Here is a 19,319-nt window from a genome sequence, read left to right on the forward strand (position 1 = left end):
CGGGGAGTTGGGTAGGAGACGTCCTCTTATATGACATGGATGGAGGAGGGGAGGAGGCGATGAGAGGGAGAGAGGGAGAGAAGCTGCTGCAGCCACCCAGAAGCTGGCCGGAAGCTCGCTTTACTGTGATCATGGGAAGCAGCTCCGTCTCGCGCGACCGGCTAGAGGAGCTAGGCGTCGTTGCCTTTTTGCTCAAGCCTTTTGACGTGGGGCGGCTGTTACGCTACCTCAGTACCCTGCAGCGGCTGGTCCAGACGAGCGAAGAGCGAGGCGCATATTTCATCAGTGATGAGCCACGAGCTGAGGGCCAACGGGCGCGGGTGCTGATCGTCGATGATGACATTGACGTAGCTCAGACGATTCAGCAATCGCTCAAGGCCGTAGCTGACTACGAACTGGCGGTAGCCCACGATGGATTAGAGGCGCTGGAGCGTTGTGTCGAGTGGCGGCCCCATTGCGTAGTTGCCGACCTGATCATGCCCTGGATGAACGGCTATCAAATGATGCGCTGTTTGAAGCGCAGTGCGCTGCCCAGTCCGCCGGCCTTTGTGCTGATGAGTGCCCTGACGCCGCGGCAACTGGAGCGCAGACCCTATCTACGAGAAGAGAAGTCGGTGGTCTACGTCGAGAAGCCCTTCTTTGTCGAGCACCTGCAAGCAGCGATTGAGCAGGCGCTGCAGAAACTGGCACCGGCAACGCGACCACTTGCATAGACGAGAAAAGGAAGAAGAGAAGAATGGAGCAGCAAGATCGTATTATGGATGGTGACCTGCAGACGCTGGGTCTGCAGTCCATTCTCAAGATGCTTGCCCTCAGCGGTAAGACAGGCACGCTGTTTGTCCATTCCGGTCCTGAGACGCTTTCGATCGCCTTGCGCAAGGGTCAGATCGTAGCCTTGCGCGAAGAGGGTGCTCCCCAGCTCGATCTGCTCACCATGCTCTGTCTGCTCAATCGGCTTGATCCACGCAGGGCCCAGATGGTTCGCGAGCTGGCGCGAGGCGATATGCAAGTGGCGCTGGCGCTGCTGGTGGAGCGAGGCTGGATGAGCGCCGAGGAGATGCAGCGTCGGCTGGAGTTTGCCGTCACCCAGTCGATCAGCCACGCCTTGCGCTGGGCGGAAGGGCGTTTTTCCTTTCATCGGCGCCTGCTGGCGATCGAGAGCCGCATGCAGCCGCTTGACATCGACTCAGTGCTGCTGGAGGCCCTACGTCAGGCCGATGAGTGGGAAGAGATGGGTGAGCTGCATCTGGCGCGCACGAGTGTCGCGCGCTGGCTGCCAGAGGTCAAGAACAGCAACGACCTGCGCAGCCTGGGGCTGAGCCAGGAGTATATCGAGGTGCTCTCGCTCTGTAATGGGGAGATTCCTCTCCAGGCCATCTCCCTGGCGCTGATGATGCCGGAGGCGCGGGTGGCGCGGCTCATGGCCCGCCTGCTGGAGCTGGGGCTGATCGAGTTAGTAGACACCGAGCTGGAAAAAGCCCTGCAGCATGACCTGCACGATCTCCTCATCCGCTGCCAGCATACTCTCTGGCAGCAGCGCAAGCAAGTCAGCCCTGAGCAACACCTGCTGAATCTCATTCGTGTGCTAGTTGAGTGCATTAACGGCCTATTAGTACATCACGGACGCTTTGCCAGAAGCTTGCGCGGGAGGGGGCATGTGCCCACGGGTGAAATCATCCGCTATCTTGAGCGCACCTTCTCGCAGCCTTTGCAGCTTCTGGCCAAGCAATATTATCCCATTCTAGAGACGGCCAGCTTTGTCGATGGGCAGCTTGACTGTGGTGATATCCTGACCCTGGACAAACTGGTCAAAGGCGAGCAGTTAGAAGAATTTTATTGGGAGGCGGTCGTGGGGTTGTCGGCATTCTTGCGAATGGTTTTTACCGCCGTCTTGCAAGATGAAGTCGGCAATTCGCACACGAGACAGCAGCTCAACGTTGCCTGGAAGGCCTTTCTGACCGAGATCGACGCTGAGATACAGGAATATCAGAAGGTCAGAGCCTATCGCAACGTCCAGCGAGCCAGGGGGCGTGAGTTTCAGCCGCAACCGCCACGTCGAGGGGAGGAGGGACAATGGCAAGGGTTCCCGGAGAGCGGTAGCGCCTACGGGTGGCCTGAGACGCGAAGGAGGTCGATCTAAGCATGTCAGCAGTACCGACGGTACTGGTTGTAGATGATAGCCCCACTGTGCGCAAGATTGTGCAGATGACCCTGCAGCGTGAAAATATTCGTGTCATTGCCGCGGGCGATGGGCTAAGCGCTCTCACCTCGGTAGCAGACGAAATGCCGGCGCTCATTCTCCTGGATGTGCAACTGCCCCGCATGGACGGGTACCAAATTTGCCAGATCATACGAAAAAACTTGCAGTTTAGACAGATACCTATTATTATGCTCAGTGGGAAAGATGGATTGTTCGACAAGATGCGCGGTCGCCTAGCCGGCTCTACCGAATACATCACGAAGCCCTTCGATTCTGCCGAGCTGGTTCAAACGGTCAAGAAGCACCTGGTCAACTGGCAGGAGCGCGTCCCACCGCGTTACGAAGGTATGCGCCCGCGGCTGCGTCGCCGTGGTTAGGTGGGGGGGCGCTTCTCGCTCTCGGTGATCCGGGTCTGTCTAAGGGGGTGCTGGACCAGCTTCGACGAGAGGGCAGTGGAGTGGGGCAACCAGGGGAAGGAAAAGACGCTCTGATCGACCGACCTCTCGGGTCAAGTCAAGTCAGGTCAAGTCAGGTCAAGTCAGGTCAGGCCACTGTCAGGAGGAGAGTGGGGGCTGTTGGTTGAGTGAGATGATGAGCTGAATGGTAGAACAGAGCGAGAGGGGGCAGGGAAGGAAGGATGGAGGAGGGGGAAGGGATTGCCCGGCGGCGGTCCAAAACTCGACGAGACGAGACGGGACGAGGCATCAGAGGACCGATCGGTCAGTGCGCATCACAGGCTTGCCTCCCTATCTGATCTGCCAGTTCGCTGGCCAAGCCCACAGACAGCATAGTGGTGTTCCGCTTGCTCCGTAACGTAGCTCTGGCCCGCTGTCAGATCCAGGTCAGAACGCAGCCCGAGCCCGCTTGGAGATTGCAATGTCGACTGGCCTTTCTTTCCTAAAAGGCTAATGTTTTGACTCTGGAGAAGTTACAACAAGAGGTATAGGGGAAATGCCAGGGCAGAAGGTGCTCGTTGTAGACGACAGCTGGACTGAACTCACAATGATCGCAACCCCGCTACGCAACAGTGGCTTCGAGGTAGTAACAGCGGTCGACGGTGACGAAGCTGTGGAGAAGGTCTTTAAGGAGCGTCCACAGTGCATCGTCCTGGATGTGGTCTTGCCTAAGCAGAGCGGGTTTCAGCTGTGCCGCAAGCTCAAGTCATCGGAGCTGAGTCGGCATATTCCGATCATCTTGCTCACGAGCAAGAATACGCCCCTCGATCGCTCCTGGGGCCTGCGGCAGGGGGCCGATCTGTACATGACCAAGCCCTTTAACGAGGAAGAACTGGTAGCCAATGTGCGCCGGCTCCTCTAGCCTGGCCAGCCTCAGCCAGCGGCCCTAGACAGGCGAGGCAAGGGGGACAGCCCGATGGGCGACCAGAAGTTGGGAGTAATCCTGTGGCAAGCGATGACCTGAACATGTTGCAACGCGCTCTCCTGGCTCAGCAACAGCTGCAGCAGCGGGGAGCGCATCCTCCGGCATGGGGGGCCTCGGCGTTGCAGCCTGAGCAAGTGCGGACCAATACAGCAGCTGCTCCCGGTGTACCCACTGAGGTACCCGGTGAGCAGTACCTTGCTTTTACTCTGCTCGACCTGGAGTTCGCTTTCAAGGCGGAGTACATTCAGAGCGTGGAGCGCCTGCTCGACGTGACCCCGGTCCCGAACGTTGCTCCCTGGGTCCGAGGGGTGATCAATCTCCGCGGCTCCATCGCCTCCGTGGTGGACTTGCGCATCTTCCTGGACAGGGAGCCGCTACCCTACAATCCACGCACTCGCCTGCTATCGGTGCAATATAATGAGATGGTGATTTGTCTGGTGGTGGATAGCGTCAGCGAGATGCTCCCCATTCCTGACAACGTTATCGCCAGTGTGAGCACACGCCAGACCAATATTCCACAGTGGGTTGCTCCCTATGCCGCCGGAACGGCAGTGCTCGGTAAACGTGTCATCATCTTGCTCGATGCCGCACGTTTGCTGTTCTCGGAAAAGATGCAACATTACGAAGCTCTGGATTAGGATAGGACGGACAGTGCAGCCATTGTTCTGTATTTTCTATAGAGGAGGTCTGGCGGATGAACCCGGATCGTAATCGAGGCGGGATGACGGTAAGCGGCCTGATGAATTTGGGGTTGGCCGTCTCCGCCATTATCCCGGCCTTCCTGCTCATCCTGGTGGGCATCTACGCCCGGCTGAGCATGCCCACCGCCGATACGTCGGTCCTGATCGTCGTGGTCATCATCTGCGCTATCGTTGCTCTTTTGGCGGTGGTCATCACCAATTACCTGGTCAATAGCCGGATCAAGGATCGCTTCCTGGCCCTGGCCGATGTCTGCCACGATTTTGCCGGAGGCGATCGCCGTGTGCGCGCCCAGGTGGACGGAGATGATGAGTTCGCCCGTCTGGTCGCTTCGGTGAATACGGTGCTTGATCAGCAGGGCGCTCAGGCAAACAGCGCTGCTGGCCTGGGCTCTGGCAGCGACGCTGCCGCTCTGCAGGCCCAGATCGAGAAGCTGCTCCAGGAGGTGAGCGCCGTCGGCGATGGTGATCTGCGCGTCCAGGCCGAGGTGACTCCCGATACGCTCGGCGTGCTCGCCGACTCCTTCAACTACATGATCGAGGAGCTGGCCAAGGTGGTCGGGCGGGTGCAGAGCACAGCTATGCAGGTGACTAACGCCACTCGTCGTATTCTGGATCGCGCCGCCGAGCTGGCCCAGGCCTCCGAGATGCAGGTGCAGCAGATCTCGCAGACCACCGAAGCGGTCGAGGCTCTGGCCATCTTCATCCAGAATGTGGCCCGCAATGCCCAGTTGAGCCATGAGGCCGCTCAGGAAGCTTTGCGCAATGCTCAAAGCGGTCAGGATGCGGTGCGTCAGACGATTGAGGGCATGATGCTGATCCGCGAGAACGTCCAGGAGACGGCCAAGAAGATTAAGCGCCTGGGCGAGCGCTCGAACGAGATCGGTGAAATTGTACGTATCATTGAGGATATCGCTGATCAGACAAACCTGCTGGCTCTCAACGCTGCTATTCAGTCGGCAATGGCCGGCGAGCATGGCCGCGGCTTCGCCGTGGTGGCCGATGAGATCCGCCTCCTGGCCGAGCGCTCCACGGAGTCGACAAAGCGGATCGCCACCCTGGTCAAGAGTATCCAGGGCGATACCTATGAGGCAGTGGTGGCAATGGAGGATAGTACGCAGGAGGTGGTCAAGGGGTCTCAGCTGGCTGATGAGGCCGGGCGTGCTCTGAACTCGATCTATAGCGCTGTGGAGCGCCAGGCCCAGATGATCGAAAGCATTGCTCGCGCTGCCAATGAACAGACCAGCGTTTCGGAGGCGGTGGCCGTGGCCATGAGCCAGATCTCCGAGATCACTCGCCAGACCAACGCTGGTACTCAGGAGGCCGCCGCCAGCGTGAGTTACCTGGCAGAGTTGGCCGACCAGCTCCGCGCTTCGGTCTCGACTTTCCGCCTGCCCGATCACGTGCTGGAGTCGATCAATAGCAGTATGACTAGTGGCCCAGGAGCAATGCCTGGCCTGCCCGCCGGTAGCGATCAGTTCTATCCCTCCTCGGGCGGCGATGGGTGGATGCAACCACAGCAGCAGAGCTACGGCGGCAATTTCCCGCCGCTCCCTGAGCCAGAAAGTGCCGGCCTGGTAGCGATGTCTTCGCCCGTGGCTCAAAGCCAGCATCAGGCTCAGTTCGGCTTCCCTGCCTCTCAGCAGGAGTTCGGCGCTTCCCCGGCTTTCTCCGAGATGGGCTCGTTCGGCTCTACCGCTCAGCAGGATTTCGGGGCCGCTTTCGGCTCTACCCCTGCTCCTTCCTTTAACCAGGAGTTCGGCGCTTCGGCTTTCTCTAACTCGCAGCCTTTCGAGGCTCAGCAGGCCTTCGGCTCCTTCGATCCCTTTGCTAACCAGGGCTTCTCTGGCCAGCAGGGACAGTCGGCTTTCTCGCAGCAGCCTTTCGGTAATCCCCCCGTCTCAGGGGCGGGGTTTGGCGGCTCAGGCCAGGGGGCTGTCCCCTACTCGGGTGGCGGGCAGTTTGGTTCCATGCCTCAGCAGGCCTTTGGGACACCGCCTCAGTCAGCTCAGGGACAGGGAGCGCAACAGCGCCAGCCCTGGACTCCGCCAGGAGCTGCTCCTCAGCAGTCGCCGCACCAGCAGCCGGGTCAGTCGCCGTTCCCAAAACCAGAACAGACGCCTTTCCCGCGAGGCAGTAACGGGCAGTTCGGCCAGTAGCCGTTGCACGAATAAGCGAAGACAGATAGGGAGGGGCGCCCAGGGCTTCGACCAGGGGGCGAGGTCGGGCCAGCGCCCCCCGTCGCGTTTCTATGTTTCGCGTCTCGGCATCCCGCGAAACCGAGTTCGATCGACTAGAATAAGTGGGTGCGTGCAGCATGTCAAATACATTTGATAAACTGTCAGTGCTCGATTCGTTTATCGAAGAGGTGAAGAGCTATCTGCCAGAGATCGAGGCGAATCTTGACCGCCTGGCTCAGTCCCCCGGCGACATGGATGCTCTCGAAGAGACCTATCGCCGCACGCATACAATTGGCGGCTCCGCCTCGATGATGGATTTCCCCGGCCTGGCCCATGTGGCTCATGGCATGGAGGATATTCTGGGGGATGTGCTCGATGGCCTGACTACTCTCGATGAGCCTACGCTGGCCCTGCTGCGTCGCTCCCTGCGACGCCTGCATGTGCTGATCGATGGAATCCGCGATAATTCCGTCAACCAGGATGCCATTATCGCTGAGGACGATGCCGACTACAGTCGCTATCGCGCCCTCCAGGAGGCAGCCGGCAAGGTTGTCCCAGGTTCAACAGAGCTGGCCTCTGCTCCCTCTCAGTCAGCAGGTGAGCTATCAGGCCCTCAGTCTCAACAGCCGATCGCCCCAGAGCACTACACTCACGAGTACCAGGACTATCAGGCGGATCAGCCAGGCTACCAGGGTCAGCCTCAGCAGACCTATCAGGATTATCATGACTCTTCGCGCTACCACGCTCCCACTCCGCCTTCCCAGCACTACGGTTTCCAGGAGGATGGTCTGGGCTTAGGTGAACCCTATGCCTATCAGCAGCGGTCGGCACCTTCTTCTTCTTCTTCTTCTTCTTCTTCTCAGTCAACCCCCCTGCCCGAATCGCCCTATCCTGCTGCCCCCAGTCAGGAGAGTTCTCTGCCTTCCTTTGATGAGATGCTGGCCGCTTTTCGTACGCCTAGTACTCCACCCGATGAAGAGCCGCTCTGGCCGGAAGATCCTGTTCCGCTTGCTCAACAGTCTCCCGAGACACCAGCTTCTCCATCCTTGCCCTCCGCACCGGCAACTCCGAGCGCCTTAGATATGTTAGCCGCCGGCTTCCGCAGCTCCGAGGGGAGTCCCTCGTCGGCTGTCTCTCTTCCTGTGAACGAGCAGCCGCGTTCGCCGCGCGCTCCTTCGCCGCTGGAAGAGCTGGTCAATCGCTTTACCGCAGCCCAACCCGAAGCTCAGGGCCGGGCCGCTGCTGCCGATGCAGCACTAGGCGCCCTCCCAGATTGGCCCCAGCCGCAGCAGTCATTGCCGGGGCAGCCGTTACCAGCACAGGCGCCGCCGAGCTGGCCGCAGCCCCAGCCGCAGCCGGAGAGCCAGCCCGAGGACGCGCTTCTCCTGCCTGCCTCAGCCGTGCGGCTCTCTAGCAATCTGCGCCAGGAAGCCCTTTCGCTTGAAGAGCAGGTCAATACGCTCCATACTCTGCTAGCTCAACTGCAGCAGGCCATCAGCATCATCGAGGAGCAGCGCAGCGAGTTCCGCGGTTTCCTCGATGGCTCGAAAGATGCGCTGGAGCGAATGGAGGACTGGGCTGGCCAGGCGATGGGCCTCAATCTGCGCAAAAGCCCCGAGAAGGTGCGCCGTTATCTGCCGCTCTCGGTAATGTGGGTAGTCAATACCAAGCTCAAGAAGATTCTTGAGCTGCTCTCGCGCATCACGAGCGGCGTTGAGGCCACCGACGAGCAGATTCAGACAACGCTGCGTCAGCTCCGCGGCTCGGTCGAGGCTTGTGGAGACTTGTTGGAGCGCCTGCCCCAGGCACTGACCAGTCAGGAGCCGGGGTGGACACCCTGGGAGATGCAGGTCGCTCGCGATGCGAGTGGAGTGCGCGAGCGCGTGACCTTTGAGCGCCAGGGAGATCTGGCAGCCCTGCGAGCAGAGCTGGAGGCCAAGCTCCGTGAGGAGCTGCGCCGTGAGTATGAGCAGCGCCCTCTCTCTCTGACAGCACGCATGGAGCTGGAGCGCCAGATCCGCGAGGAAGTGCGCCAGGAATTCGAGCGTCAGCGTCAGCTGCAGCATGAGATCGCCGGTCCTGACGGACAAGAAAGTTACGAGGAGCTGGTCAGGCGACTGCGCAATGAGATCGAGATTGAAGTACGCCGTGAGTTTCTGGCTCAGCTGACAGGCAACGCCGATCTAGAGGCAGCCGCACATCTGCCGCAAGCGGGCTCGGGTAGCGGACCGCTGCCTGCTCTGGAGATTCCGCGGGCTCAGGTCAGCCCTCCACCCGTCGTCGCTCCGCCTCCACCGCCTGCGCCTGCGCCTGCTCCCTCTGCGTCGTCAGCTGCCAGTGGCTCAGCGATCAGCGAAGGCACTGACTTTGGCGAGGAAGCTGCCGAGATCTTCCGGCTGGAGGCGGAAGAGCATCTGCAGACGATCAGCATGAATGTGGCCGCCCTGGAGAAGTCGCCCGAGGATCGCGATATTCTTCAGAGCATCCGCCGCGCCACACATACCCTCAAAGGGGCGGCGGGTATGATGGGCTTCCGTCTCATCGCGGACCTCTGCCACGTCTCCGAGGATCTTCTCGATAGTATCATGGAGGGCCGGGTCGCCATTTCCCCGCCGGTAATCGGTATCATTCTCGATACGGCGGAGACCCTCGATCGCCTCATCAATAATCGGGGCGAGGACCGCGCGACCCTGGAAGCAGCTGTCGCGGCCATGCGAGCACGCTACGCCGACCTGCTTGGTGAGCAGCAGCTCTCGCCACTGCCCGCCGAAGAGGAGCTGGAGAGCCTCCTCGATAGCGGCGAAGGCCCTGATAGCTCGACGTTCTCGCGAACCGTCTCCGAGGCCGCCCCCGCCGCCGGCGAGTTGCTGATGCAGCGCTCTCCTGCCACCGAGCTGAGTGTGCGCGTGCGCCTGCAGAAGCTCGATGAGCTGGTGAACCTCTTCGGCGAGCTGTTGGTCAACCGCAGCGCGCTTGAGGAGCATATCCAGCGTCTGATGCGCCTGGTGTCCGATGTGAGCATGAGTAGTGAGCGCCTGCGCGATGTGGGCCAGAAGCTGGAAAGCCGCTTTGAGGCAGCAACCCTACCCAGCGGGCGCGTCGTCCAGGTACCCCCCGGCGTCGGTAATGGCTCCTCGCGCTTGCCTGCTCTCCAGGCCGGACGGCCCGGCGCCAATAGTGGGGAGCCAGCTCACCTGGCTGAGTTCGATGAGCTGGAGCTGGACCGCTATACGGAGTTCCACCAGCTGACCCGCGGCCTCAGCGAGGGCGTCTCGGACATGATTACCCTGAGCAGCGAGATGGAGGCGGTCATCCGCGAATGCGAGAGCATCTTCGCGCGCGAGAGCCGTCTAAGCACCACCTTCCAGGACCGCTTGATGAAGACCCGCCTGGTGCCGCTCTCGTCGATGATCCCCCGCCTCTATCGCGCGGTCCGCTCGGTTGCGCTCAAGCAGCATAAGGAGATCAACTTTGTAACCGAAGGCGAAGATACCGAGGTCGATCGCACAGTCTATGAGGAGATCGCCGGCCCGCTGCTGCACCTGATGCGCAACGCCGTCAATCACGCCATCGAAGAGCCAGAGGTACGTGTGCGCAAGGGCAAGCCGCCCGCGGGCCTCGTCAAGCTCTCAGCCTCCTATGAGGGCAATCAGGTAGTGATTACGGTGCGCGACGATGGGACCGGCATCGATCCCGAGAAGGTACGTCAGGCGGCCATCGCTCGTGGACTGATCCGACCCGATCAGGCTCTCTCGCCCAGCGATGTCATCGATCTGATCTTCCGCCCCGGCTTTTCAACTGCCGAGGTAGTCAGCGAAGAAAGCGGGCGTGGCGTGGGCCTGGATGTGGTACGCGATAGCATCTCTCGCCTGCGGGCCACGCTCGAGGTCGATTCGACTCCGGGCCAGGGCACAGCCTTCACTATGAAGTTCCCGACCAGCCTGGCGATTCAAAGCGTGATGATGGTGCGTGTGGGGGACCAGCAGTATGCTGTCCCGACGACGCTGGTCGAGGCTATTGGACGGCTCGATACCTTTAAGCGCACTACCCACGGCGGGCGCCCGGCGGTCGTGGTGCAGAACGATGTCTATCCACTCAGCCAGCTTGCTCACTATCTCAAGCTGCCTGCCGGCGAGATTGACGAGCGCTCTCCGCTGCTCCTGGTGAATACAGGCCGTCATCGGGTGGCTCTGGTAGTGGACGAAGTCAAGACGCGCATGGACGTCGTCATGAAGAATCTGGGTCCGCACTTGCGCCATGTGCATGGCATTGCCGGCGGCACGGTGCTTGGCAACGGGCGCGTGATTCTGATCCTGGAGCTGAACGAACTCCTCTCGGTGCAGCGCCGTGGTACAGGGGCCATCGCGGGGACCCTCTCGCAGCCGCAGGGGAGTCTGGCGATGGCAGCGACCGCGCAAGCGCAGATGCCGGCCTCAGTGGCTGCGGCAGCCACCACAGTGACCGTCAACACCGGGGTGCTCCCTGCCGTGCGCCCGCCAGCAACGCCGCTCCCATCGCAGCGTGTGGAGCGCGGCAGGCATGTCCTGGTGGTGGACGATAGCCCGAGTGTACGCCGCGTGGTCGGCAATATGCTCAAGCAACACGGCTGGGAGGTCCAGACAGCCCGCGACGGCGTCGAGGCCCTGGAACTGATCTCTAGCCAGCCGCCGGCAGCGGTCCTGCTCGATATCGAGATGCCGCGCATGGATGGCTACGAGCTGATGGCCACCGTCCGCTCCCAGGAGCAGTATCGTACCCTGCCGTTGGTGGTCCTGACCTCGCGCGCCGCCTCGAAGCATAAACAGCGCGCCATGCAGCTCGGGGCCAGTGCCTACATTGTCAAACCCTATCAGGATGAAGAGCTGATCTCGACGCTCAATCGCCTCGTCTATGGCGCCAGTGCCTAGATCAGCGGGCAGAAGGGCCGGACCATTTGACAGGCGGCAGCGGGCGGCTCCTCTGTCGCTGCTGCTGCGCTCCTCCGCATGGCAAAGCTGCATATGGCCCGGCCTGACCGACCCATCAATGTAATACGAAGATCTGTAGAAGCGTACAATGGGTGTAGAACGAGCAGTAACGCGCTGGTATGTACAGCGTCAGCGGCTGCTCGCCGAGATTGAAAGTCTTGAGCAGGCCCTTGCGGAGCAAGGGCAGCGGGAAGAGCAGCGGGAACAGCTGGCAGCCCGTCTAGAGGAGGCGCGAGCGCGCCTGCAGCGCCTGGGACCCTGCCCTAAACCGATGATGGGCTAGGGAGCAAAAGGTCCCAGTGTGCAGCAAGCTCTCACAGCTGGCCGCGCTCGCTGCTCTTGCATCCAGGCTGTTCCTGTCCCTCTGCCTGCTTCTGCCTTCGTCCTCTGCTTGCCTCACGAAGCCGCCGGACTGGCAGGCGAGCAGCGTCTGGCCGCCTGCCGCGTCGATTGGGCAGGCAACGTCATGAATTGACGCAGGCAGGGTGACTAAAGCAGGGCGACCAGACAGCCGCTGCGGGAGGGAGGGAGGAAGGAAGGAAGGAAGACCGGGCAGCCCTGGCGCCGATCAGGATAAAGTCGCCGTAACGGCCTCGGCGATCAGGCTTCCCATCTCCTCGGTCCTGACGATGGTTTTTCCCTCTTCCTGCAGATCTTCGGTCCGATAGCCAGCATCAATCACATGCTCCACGGCCTGCTCAACTGCCTGAGCCTCCCTCTCCAGACCCAGGGAGTGGCGCAGCAACATCGCCAGCGAGAGGATCGAAGCGATTGGATTAGCCTTATGCTGGCCGGCGATATCGGGGGCTGAGCCGTGGATCGGTTCGTAGAGGCCGAAAGTTCCGTGTGCTGTCCGCCGTGTTCCCAGGCTTGCCGACGGAAGCATGCCCATAGAACCAGCGAGCATGGAGGCCTCATCGGTCAAAATATCGCCAAACATATTTTCCGTAACGATCACATCGAAGCTGGCAGGGCGGCGGATCAGATGCATCGCGCAGGCATCGACCAGCAGATGCTCAAAGGCGATGTCGGGATAGTCGGCGGCGACACGTTCGGCCACGCGGCGCCAGAGGCGCGAAGAACTGAGCACGTTGGCTTTATCAACCGAAGTGACCTTCTTTTTGGAACGGCCCCGGGCCAACTCGAAGGCCGTACGTACAATACGCTCAATCTCCCCCTCACTGTAAAGCAGCGTATCGATGGCCTCCAGGCCGTGGGGAGTCTGGCGGATCTCGCTGGGCTTGCCGAAATAGATACCGCCCGTGAGTTCGCGCACGACCAGCAGGTCGGTCCCCTCAAGGATCGAAGGCTTCAGTGTTGAGGCATTCAGTAGCGCCTTAAACGGGCGCACCGGACGCAGATTCGCAAACAATTCCAGCTCTTTGCGCAGGCGGAAGAGGGCGCGCTCGGGCTGGACCTTGGAGTTGGGGCCTTCGTAGCGAGAGACGCCTCCCACCGCGCCGAAGAGGATGGCATCGCTCTCTTGACAGAGGGCCATGGTCGCATCGGAAATGGCGTCGCCCTCGGCCTCAATGGCGGCGGCTCCAACGAGGGCCTGGGTGGTCTGGAAAGTGTGGCCAAAGCGGGCACCGACCCGTTCCAGCACGCGCAGAGCCTGGGTGGTCACCTCGGGGCCGATACCATCGCCTGGCAGGACGGCGATCTTATAGGTACCCAATGCAGGAATCCTCCCTGTACGATTTAAGCCTTGACCTCCAACTTGAGGTGAACCTACGTAGGATAGGTTCGCTATCCGCTGGACGGACAGTGCCATGATAGCCGATTAGGGACAGCAAGGCAAGGCAGGAGGGGAGCAGGTCGGAAAGAGCAAGGAAAAGCCAGTGAAGAAAGAGGCTGGCAGAGTGAGAAAGCGGCTGCGGAGGCCGCCCCGCGGCGCGCCCTTTTCTGGCACCAATGGGTGAAACGTGCTATAATAAACTGCGGACCACAAGGCCAGGAGAAGCGTGCCCCTCCAAGCGAGGAACCCCTGTTCCAGTGCCGAGAGAGCAAGTCACCTCATCTTTAGCGAGGGGCAATCAGTAGAGGAGCAATCATCCTATGAGCAATACGACGAGCCAGCAAGCGGGGGAGAAAGCCTCAGTCCCTGGGACGCGGCGCAAGCCCGTTCCCATTACGATGGCGACTGGCCCCCACGAATATACGCCTGGTGATCAAGAGCTACCGGTGGCGATTACCAGCCTAGCCGATATGCTTCAATGGGCTCAAAACTGGGCGCGCTCACGCTCGGTGTGGCCGCTGGGCTATGGTCTGGCCTGCTGTGCTATCGAAATGATGGCGAGTGCCCAGTCGCACTATGACCTGTCCCGTTTTGGCTCGGAGGTCTTCCGCTCCAGTCCGCGCCAGGCCGACCTGATGATTGTCGCGGGTACGGTCTCGGTGAAAATGGCGCCGCGCTTGCGCCTGCTCTGGGAGCAGATGCCCGAGCCGAAGTGGGTGATCAGCATGGGGCAGTGTGCCAATTCGGGCGGTGAGTTCTACGATAGCTACTACACCGTTCAGGGCGTCGATACCATTGTGCCGGTTGATGTCTATGTGCCCGGTTGCCCGCCGCGGCCAGAGGCACTGATCGAAGGGCTGCTCAAGCTGCGCGAGAAGATTCTCAAGCAGGGCCTGAAGGTGCGCGGTGAGAAGGAAGGCGAGGTGTAGCCTATGCGTGGCATCCTGCAGGGAATGGGGCTGACCTTCAGCCACCTCTTCCGGCCCAAGGTGACACGGCTCTATCCTTATGAGAAGCCTAAACTACCGCCGCGGAGCCGCGGGCTGATCCAGTTGATTGCGGAAGAGGGACTCAAGACCGAACTCAATTTAAAGTGCGAGGCCTGCCTGCTCTGCGAGAAGGCCTGTCCGCCGCGCGCCATCACCATCGAGTATGAGCCGTTGCACCGCTGGAAGGAACGGCCCTGGTTCCGTTCCTATATTCGGGAGGGCGCCGAGAAATTCACTTCGCGCAAGATCCCAGAAGCGACCGGCATCTCAAAAGCCGGTTTCTATACGCCACGCATCTCCGAGTATGCGACAGAGTATCCCAATCGCCCGGTTGCACCCTGTGTGGCGATGCCGGTCAAAGATCATCTGGAGCCAGAGATTGACCTGAGCAAAGTGGACGAGTTACTGGAGCAATGGCCACATGAGGCGGCGGCTCTGCCGGCCCTGCTGGATGCTGTGATGGACCATTATGGCTACTTGCCATTGCAGGCCGCCAAACGCATCGTCCAGGCGCGCGGTGTCGATCTCAGCGATATCTTTGGGATCGCGACGCTCAGTCCAAAGTTCAAGCCGGCGCCGGCAGTCAAGGGGATTACGCGCGATGATCAGCCCGAGCGCGGGCTGGCGCCCGATAAGCGCGGGGTGTGGGGAAATATTCATCATGAGAGGCAGCCAGATGCCTGAGTTCGATTCGGCCTATCGCGTTCTGCGACGGCGCGGCGAGCCTGATCTGCGCTCGCTCCAGAGTTACCGGCAGCAGGGAGGCTATAGCGCGCTCGAACGTGCTCTGCATGATCAGACGCCTGAGCAGGTGATCCAGCTGGTGAGTGAGGCCCGCTTGCGCGGGCGCGGCGGTGCTGGGCGCCTGACGGCAGAGAAGTGGCGTATTGTGCGCCGTCAGCAGGAATCGCCCAAATACGTCATTTGCAATGCCTACGATGCCGATCCACGCTCGTGGGCAGCGCGCTCGTTGTTGGAGCGCAATCCGCACCAGGTGATCGAAGGAATCCTACTGGCCGCCTATGCCGTCGGGGCAACGGAGGCCTATTTGATGACGCGCAGCCTCTTCCGTGAGGGAATCGAGGCGGTGCAGCAAGCGCTCAATGAAGCCTTGGAGGCTGGACTGGTCGGTCGCTCGATCCTCGGGACGACCTTCCACTGTACGATTAACGTGGTCGGCTTCGACATTGGCTTCATCGGTGGAGAAGAGACAGTTCAGATTGCCGTCATCAAGGGCCGGCGCGGAATGCCCGAGCAGCGACCGCCCTATCCAGCCATCTATGGGTTGTGGGACAAGCCGACTGCCATCAACTCGCTGGAGACGCTGGCCAATGTGCCTCTCATTGTGCGCGATGGCCCCGAGGCTTTCCGGCGGCTGGGAAGTGAGACGACGCCTGGTACGAAGGTGCTGACCATCTACGATGCCGTTCCCGATGCTGAGCCGAGGGTGGTCGAGGTCCCCTTTGGAACCAGCCTGCGCGAGATCCTGCGCCATGCTGGCCTGAGTCATCCAGACAGCGAGCTGCGCGCTGTCGTTGTTGGCGGCGCAGAGGGGGGGGCTTTACCGGTCAATCTGCTCGATCTGCCTTTTGACTTTGATCCTCTCGAGGAGGCCGGCGCCATTGTGGGATCTGGCGTCATCGAGCTTCTGCCCGCTCAGACCTGCATGGTGGCCTGGGCGATGGAGCGCACACGCTATCTGAGCAATGAGTCGTGTGGCAAGTGTGTCCCCTGCCGCATCGGGGTCAAGCGTATGACGGGCGTCCTCGAAGGCATTATCAGCGACCTGGGCGTGCGCTCGGATCTCGATCTGCTGGATGAGCTGGCCGGCTATGTTCCCGATGGCTCTCTCTGTGGCTTCGGCATCCAGGCCCCCAATGCGTATAAGACGGCCCGCCGCTATTGGCCAGAGCATTTCCAGATGCATATTGAAGAGCAACAGTGTCCAACGGGGACCTGTGTGCCGGTGCGCTCCCATCGCTTCGTCACCAAGCACGTGCTGCCCTAAAAAAAGCAAGAGCATCCACGGCTGTCAGATCAGACGGCTCAACGGTCGGTCACACGGTCAGTCAAACAGTCGGTGTCTGGGACGCAAAGCGGCGTTCTGCCTCTGTTCTGCGCGCTGATCCAGCGTGCCAGGCACGTCGTGAGACTGCTCACTCGAAAAGAGGCATATTCGTCATGGCACTATCAATCAGAGATCGCTTCACGCCGCTTGCTCAGGATGGGCATAATGGAATGGTGCGCAACGAGGTGGGCCAGCCCAGCTTTACGCTGACCATCGATGGCAAGGTTGTGCGCGCGTACGAGAATCAGACGATCCTGAGCGTGGCGGAGGAGAATGGCATCGAGATCCCGAACCTGTGTAACGATGAGAAGCTGGAGCCGACCTCGGCCTGCCGCATGTGCCTGGTGCATATCGAGGGCTACGATCGGCCCCTGCCTTCGTGTAATACGCCTGCACAGCCCGGGATGGTGGTGCGCACTCAGTCGGATGAGCTGTTCCATATCCGGCGCACCAACCTGGAGATGATTCTCTCGGACCATAATGCCTACTGCCAGCCTCCTTGCCAGGTCGATTGTCCAACTCACATCGATATCCCCGGCTATCTGGAGCTGATCGCGAAGGGGTCGATGAAAGAGGCAGCGCGCCTGGTGAAGGAGGTGTTGCCCTTCCCCTATATCCTGGGCCTGACCTGCCCGGCGCCCTGCCAGAAAGCCTGCCGGCGCGCCCTGGTTGAGGAGGAGATCGCCATCTGCCGCATGCACGGCCATGCGGCGGAAACCTGCCTGCTTGATCCGCCGGTGCCTTTTGTCAAAGACCCGCCGACGGGCAAAAAGGTGGCGATCGTGGGCGCTGGCCCCGCCGGCCTGACCTGTGCCTACTATCTGGCTCTCAAGGGCCACTACTGCAAGATCTTCGATATGCAGCCGCAGCCCGGCGGGATGCTGCGCTACGGTATCCCGGAGTATCGCCTGCAGAAGGATATGATGGACCGCGAGCTGAACCACGTCTGGGAGCTAGGGGTCGATCTGCAGTGCAATGTCAAGCTGGGCCGCGACTTCACCATCGACGATCTCTTCGCCCAGGGCTTTGATGCTGTCTTCCTGGCCATCGGGGCCTGGACGAGCAACCCACTGGGAGCGCCAGGCGAGGATGCCGAGGGTGTGGTCAACGCTATTGCCTTCCTCGGGGAGAAGGTCGAGGGCAAGCCAGTGCCCGTCAAAGAAGGAGCTGAGGTGATCGTCCTCGGCGGTGGCTTCACCACCTTCGACTGCACGCGCACTTCACTGCGCCTGGGCGCCAAGGTCCATACGGCCTATCGCCGCTCGATCAAAGAGATGACGGCCACAATGGAGGAGATCGAGGACGCCGAGGCCGAAGGGACGGAGCTGCTCTTCTATGAGCAGGCGACGCGCGTCATTACCGATGAGCATAATCGCGTCAAGGGCCTGGAGCTTATTAAGAACCGCCTGGGCGAGCCTGATGCCAGTGGACGCCGCCGCCCGGTGCCCATTCCTGGCTCCGAGCATGTCATTCCTTGCGATACGATCATTCCGGCCTATGGCCAGAAGCCCGATCGCTCGGTGCTTGATGAGTCCTCGGGCGTCAAGTGGACCAAGTGGAGCACGATCCAGACCAACCCCTATAATCTGATGACCGATCGCCCTGGGGTCTTTGCCGGCGGCGATGCCCAGATGGGCGCGCGCACCATCATCGAGTGTGTCGCTCAGGGCAAGCTGGCAGCGCGCTCGATCCACGCCTATCTGAATGGCGAGGATATGAATGAGGTGGCGCGCCGCCTGGAGCTGGAGGAGCGCAAGCCTGACCTCTTCGATATCGTGCCCTATAAGCCCGTCGAGCCGAAGGTCAAGATGCCCATGCTCCCCTATGAGGAGCGCAAGCGCAACTTCCGCATCATCGAGATGGGCTATCTGGAGGAGCAGGCCAAGCGCGAAGCCGCTCGCTGTCTGCAGTGCGCCTGCCCAGCAGCCGGTCAGTGCGACCTGCAGCGCTACAGCATCGAGCATGGCCTGGTCGATAACCGCTTCCACGATGGCGAGCCGAGCGATTATCACGATTACGACGTCGATCTGTCGCACAGCTTCATCCTGCGCGACCCCAACAAGTGCATCAACTGCACGCAGTGTGTGCGCGTCTGCCACGATGTGATCGGTCCCGACTGCTACGGCATGTTCGGCAAGGGCTTCGATACGATCGTCTCGACGCCCTTCAACGTCAGCCTGCACGATACCGACTGCGTCTCCTGCGGCGCCTGTGTGCAGGTCTGCCCAACTGGCTCGCTGATGATGGCCGAGCGCAAGCTGACGCGCTATTCGTTCGCCCTGGATCGCTGCATCTTCTGCGGCGACTGCGTCGAGGTCTGCCCGCATGGCGCCCTGGGCGAGACGCCCAACTTTGAACTGTCCTTCTTCAATCGCTTCGGTCCCGATGTGACCCTGGAGAAGGAGGACCTGGCACTCGCTCCGAGCTACCTGGTGCGTCAGCGCCTGCCACGCGATAAGAAAGAGACGCCGATGATGAGTCCGCTGGTGCGTCCGCTGCCACCGCGCAGCATTCGCGAGTAGCCGGCGAGGCGCTTCCGTTCCCCAGCCGCCTTTGATCTCGACCTGACCAGGCTGCTCTTGGATTGCTCTTCTGCAGCAGAAAGAGATCTGACCTGGGCTGGTCTGCCCGCCAGTATAGCTTCCCGCTGGCGGGCAGACGTTTTTTGGGAAGAGATTTGATAGGCTGAGGTGTCGCTCGTCATATACAGTGATAAGCGTACAAATTGTGGATTTTTAAGTGCAAAAATCGCTCTACTTTTTGTACGCTTCACTGGAGGGAGGCGAGTATGTTCACCGGAAAGCAGCTCAGGGAATATCGACGCCGACGACATCTGACCCAGAAGCAGCTAGGGAAAGCCGTCTGTATGAGTCGCGATGCGATTGCCAAGATCGAACTGTATAACCGGGTCATCAGCGACATCCAGACCCTCAAAGCGCTCCAGAAGGCGCTGAATATCCCCTACGACGTGATTGGCTTTATTCCACTTGATTGAGCAGCGACAGGCGCGGGCCAACCCCCTTGCGCGGTCCACGCCTGTCGCCCAATCTCGTCCTGTCTGCGTCTTCGCTTTGTTCTAGCCCCCTGCTTTCTCGCCTG

The 19,319-nt window shown here is 60.9% G+C and carries 14 protein-coding genes; 13 read left to right on the forward strand and 1 reads right to left on the reverse strand.

Annotated features, from left to right (window positions below; all coding sequences use genetic code 11):
• Positions 1-59: 59 nt before the first annotated feature.
• The 8 genes from BGC09_RS08935 (at position 60) to BGC09_RS08970 (ending at position 11,708) form a co-directional block, all read left to right on the forward strand.
• A complete protein-coding gene (locus BGC09_RS08935) occupies positions 60-713 on the forward strand; it encodes a response regulator (RefSeq protein WP_069803536.1) in 654 nt (217 codons plus the stop codon).
• 23 nt (positions 714-736) lie between these two features.
• A complete protein-coding gene (locus BGC09_RS08940) occupies positions 737-2,140 on the forward strand; it encodes a DUF4388 domain-containing protein (RefSeq protein WP_069803537.1) in 1,404 nt (467 codons plus the stop codon).
• A 2-nt stretch (positions 2,141-2,142) separates the two neighbouring features.
• Positions 2,143-2,577: a response regulator gene (locus tag BGC09_RS08945; protein WP_052888274.1), complete on the forward strand. Its 435-nt coding sequence runs from the start codon at positions 2,143-2,145 to the stop codon at positions 2,575-2,577.
• 574 nt (positions 2,578-3,151) lie between these two features.
• The gene (locus tag BGC09_RS08950; RefSeq protein ID WP_052888275.1) at positions 3,152-3,517 is read left to right on the forward strand and encodes a response regulator transcription factor; all 366 of its coding nucleotides are present in this window, start codon (positions 3,152-3,154) and stop codon (positions 3,515-3,517) included.
• 83 nt (positions 3,518-3,600) lie between these two features.
• A complete protein-coding gene (locus BGC09_RS08955) occupies positions 3,601-4,218 on the forward strand; it encodes a chemotaxis protein CheW (RefSeq protein WP_069803538.1) in 618 nt (205 codons plus the stop codon).
• A 56-nt stretch (positions 4,219-4,274) separates the two neighbouring features.
• Entirely contained in the window at positions 4,275-6,437 is a 2,163-nt protein-coding gene (locus tag BGC09_RS08960) for a methyl-accepting chemotaxis protein (protein WP_069803539.1), read from the forward strand.
• A 158-nt stretch (positions 6,438-6,595) separates the two neighbouring features.
• Positions 6,596-11,365 (forward strand): response regulator, encoded by a 4,770-nt coding sequence (locus tag BGC09_RS08965; protein ID WP_069803540.1) that lies wholly within the window; start codon positions 6,596-6,598, stop codon positions 11,363-11,365.
• A 148-nt stretch (positions 11,366-11,513) separates the two neighbouring features.
• Positions 11,514-11,708 (forward strand): hypothetical protein, encoded by a 195-nt coding sequence (locus tag BGC09_RS08970; RefSeq protein ID WP_069803541.1) that lies wholly within the window; start codon positions 11,514-11,516, stop codon positions 11,706-11,708.
• A gap of 285 nt (positions 11,709-11,993) precedes the next feature.
• Here BGC09_RS08970 and leuB read toward each other — a convergent pair whose 3' ends face one another.
• Positions 11,994-13,103 (reverse strand): 3-isopropylmalate dehydrogenase, encoded by a 1,110-nt coding sequence (leuB, locus tag BGC09_RS08975; RefSeq protein WP_069803542.1) that lies wholly within the window; start codon positions 13,101-13,103, stop codon positions 11,994-11,996.
• 458 nt (positions 13,104-13,561) lie between these two features.
• On the opposite strand from leuB, the gene BGC09_RS08980 reads away from it, so the two are divergent.
• The 5 genes from BGC09_RS08980 (at position 13,562) to BGC09_RS09000 (ending at position 19,215) form a co-directional block, all read left to right on the forward strand.
• Entirely contained in the window at positions 13,562-14,092 is a 531-nt protein-coding gene (locus tag BGC09_RS08980) for an NADH-quinone oxidoreductase subunit B (RefSeq protein WP_052891379.1), read from the forward strand.
• A 3-nt stretch (positions 14,093-14,095) separates the two neighbouring features.
• Entirely contained in the window at positions 14,096-14,836 is a 741-nt protein-coding gene (locus BGC09_RS22835) for a hypothetical protein (RefSeq protein ID WP_069803543.1), read from the forward strand.
• Positions 14,829-16,160, forward strand: a complete 1,332-nt coding sequence (locus BGC09_RS08990; RefSeq protein WP_176728880.1) for a complex I 51 kDa subunit family protein — start codon at positions 14,829-14,831, stop codon at positions 16,158-16,160. Before BGC09_RS22835 ends, BGC09_RS08990 begins: the two co-directional genes overlap by 8 nt.
• Positions 16,161-16,333: 173 nt before the next feature.
• Positions 16,334-18,742, forward strand: coding sequence for an FAD-dependent oxidoreductase (locus tag BGC09_RS08995; protein ID WP_069803545.1), 2,409 nt, complete (start codon positions 16,334-16,336; stop codon positions 18,740-18,742).
• A 266-nt stretch (positions 18,743-19,008) separates the two neighbouring features.
• Positions 19,009-19,215 (forward strand): helix-turn-helix transcriptional regulator, encoded by a 207-nt coding sequence (locus BGC09_RS09000; RefSeq protein ID WP_069803546.1) that lies wholly within the window; start codon positions 19,009-19,011, stop codon positions 19,213-19,215.
• Positions 19,216-19,319 lie beyond the last annotated feature (104 nt).

Origin of the sequence: Thermogemmatispora onikobensis (genome assembly GCF_001748285.1) — a bacterium.
In the GTDB taxonomy this organism is placed as follows: Bacteria; Chloroflexota; Ktedonobacteria; order Ktedonobacterales; family Ktedonobacteraceae; genus Thermogemmatispora; species Thermogemmatispora onikobensis.

Coding starts and splice junctions, on each gene's coding strand:
- BGC09_RS08935 (WP_069803536.1), top strand. CDS start 60: ATGAGAGGGAGAGAGGGAGAGAAGCTGCTGCAGCCACCCAGAAGCTGG.
- BGC09_RS08940 (WP_069803537.1), top strand. CDS start 737: ATGGAGCAGCAAGATCGTATTATGGATGGTGACCTGCAGACGCTGGGT.
- BGC09_RS08945 (WP_052888274.1), top strand. CDS start 2,143: ATGTCAGCAGTACCGACGGTACTGGTTGTAGATGATAGCCCCACTGTG.
- BGC09_RS08950 (WP_052888275.1), top strand. CDS start 3,152: ATGCCAGGGCAGAAGGTGCTCGTTGTAGACGACAGCTGGACTGAACTC.
- BGC09_RS08960 (WP_069803539.1), top strand. CDS start 4,275: ATGAACCCGGATCGTAATCGAGGCGGGATGACGGTAAGCGGCCTGATG.
- BGC09_RS08965 (WP_069803540.1), top strand. CDS start 6,596: ATGTCAAATACATTTGATAAACTGTCAGTGCTCGATTCGTTTATCGAA.
- BGC09_RS08970 (WP_069803541.1), top strand. CDS start 11,514: ATGGGTGTAGAACGAGCAGTAACGCGCTGGTATGTACAGCGTCAGCGG.
- BGC09_RS08980 (WP_052891379.1), top strand. CDS start 13,562: ATGGCGACTGGCCCCCACGAATATACGCCTGGTGATCAAGAGCTACCG.
- BGC09_RS22835 (WP_069803543.1), top strand. CDS start 14,096: ATGCGTGGCATCCTGCAGGGAATGGGGCTGACCTTCAGCCACCTCTTC.
- BGC09_RS08990 (WP_176728880.1), top strand. CDS start 14,829: ATGCCTGAGTTCGATTCGGCCTATCGCGTTCTGCGACGGCGCGGCGAG.
- BGC09_RS08995 (WP_069803545.1), top strand. CDS start 16,334: ATGGCACTATCAATCAGAGATCGCTTCACGCCGCTTGCTCAGGATGGG.
- BGC09_RS09000 (WP_069803546.1), top strand. CDS start 19,009: ATGTTCACCGGAAAGCAGCTCAGGGAATATCGACGCCGACGACATCTG.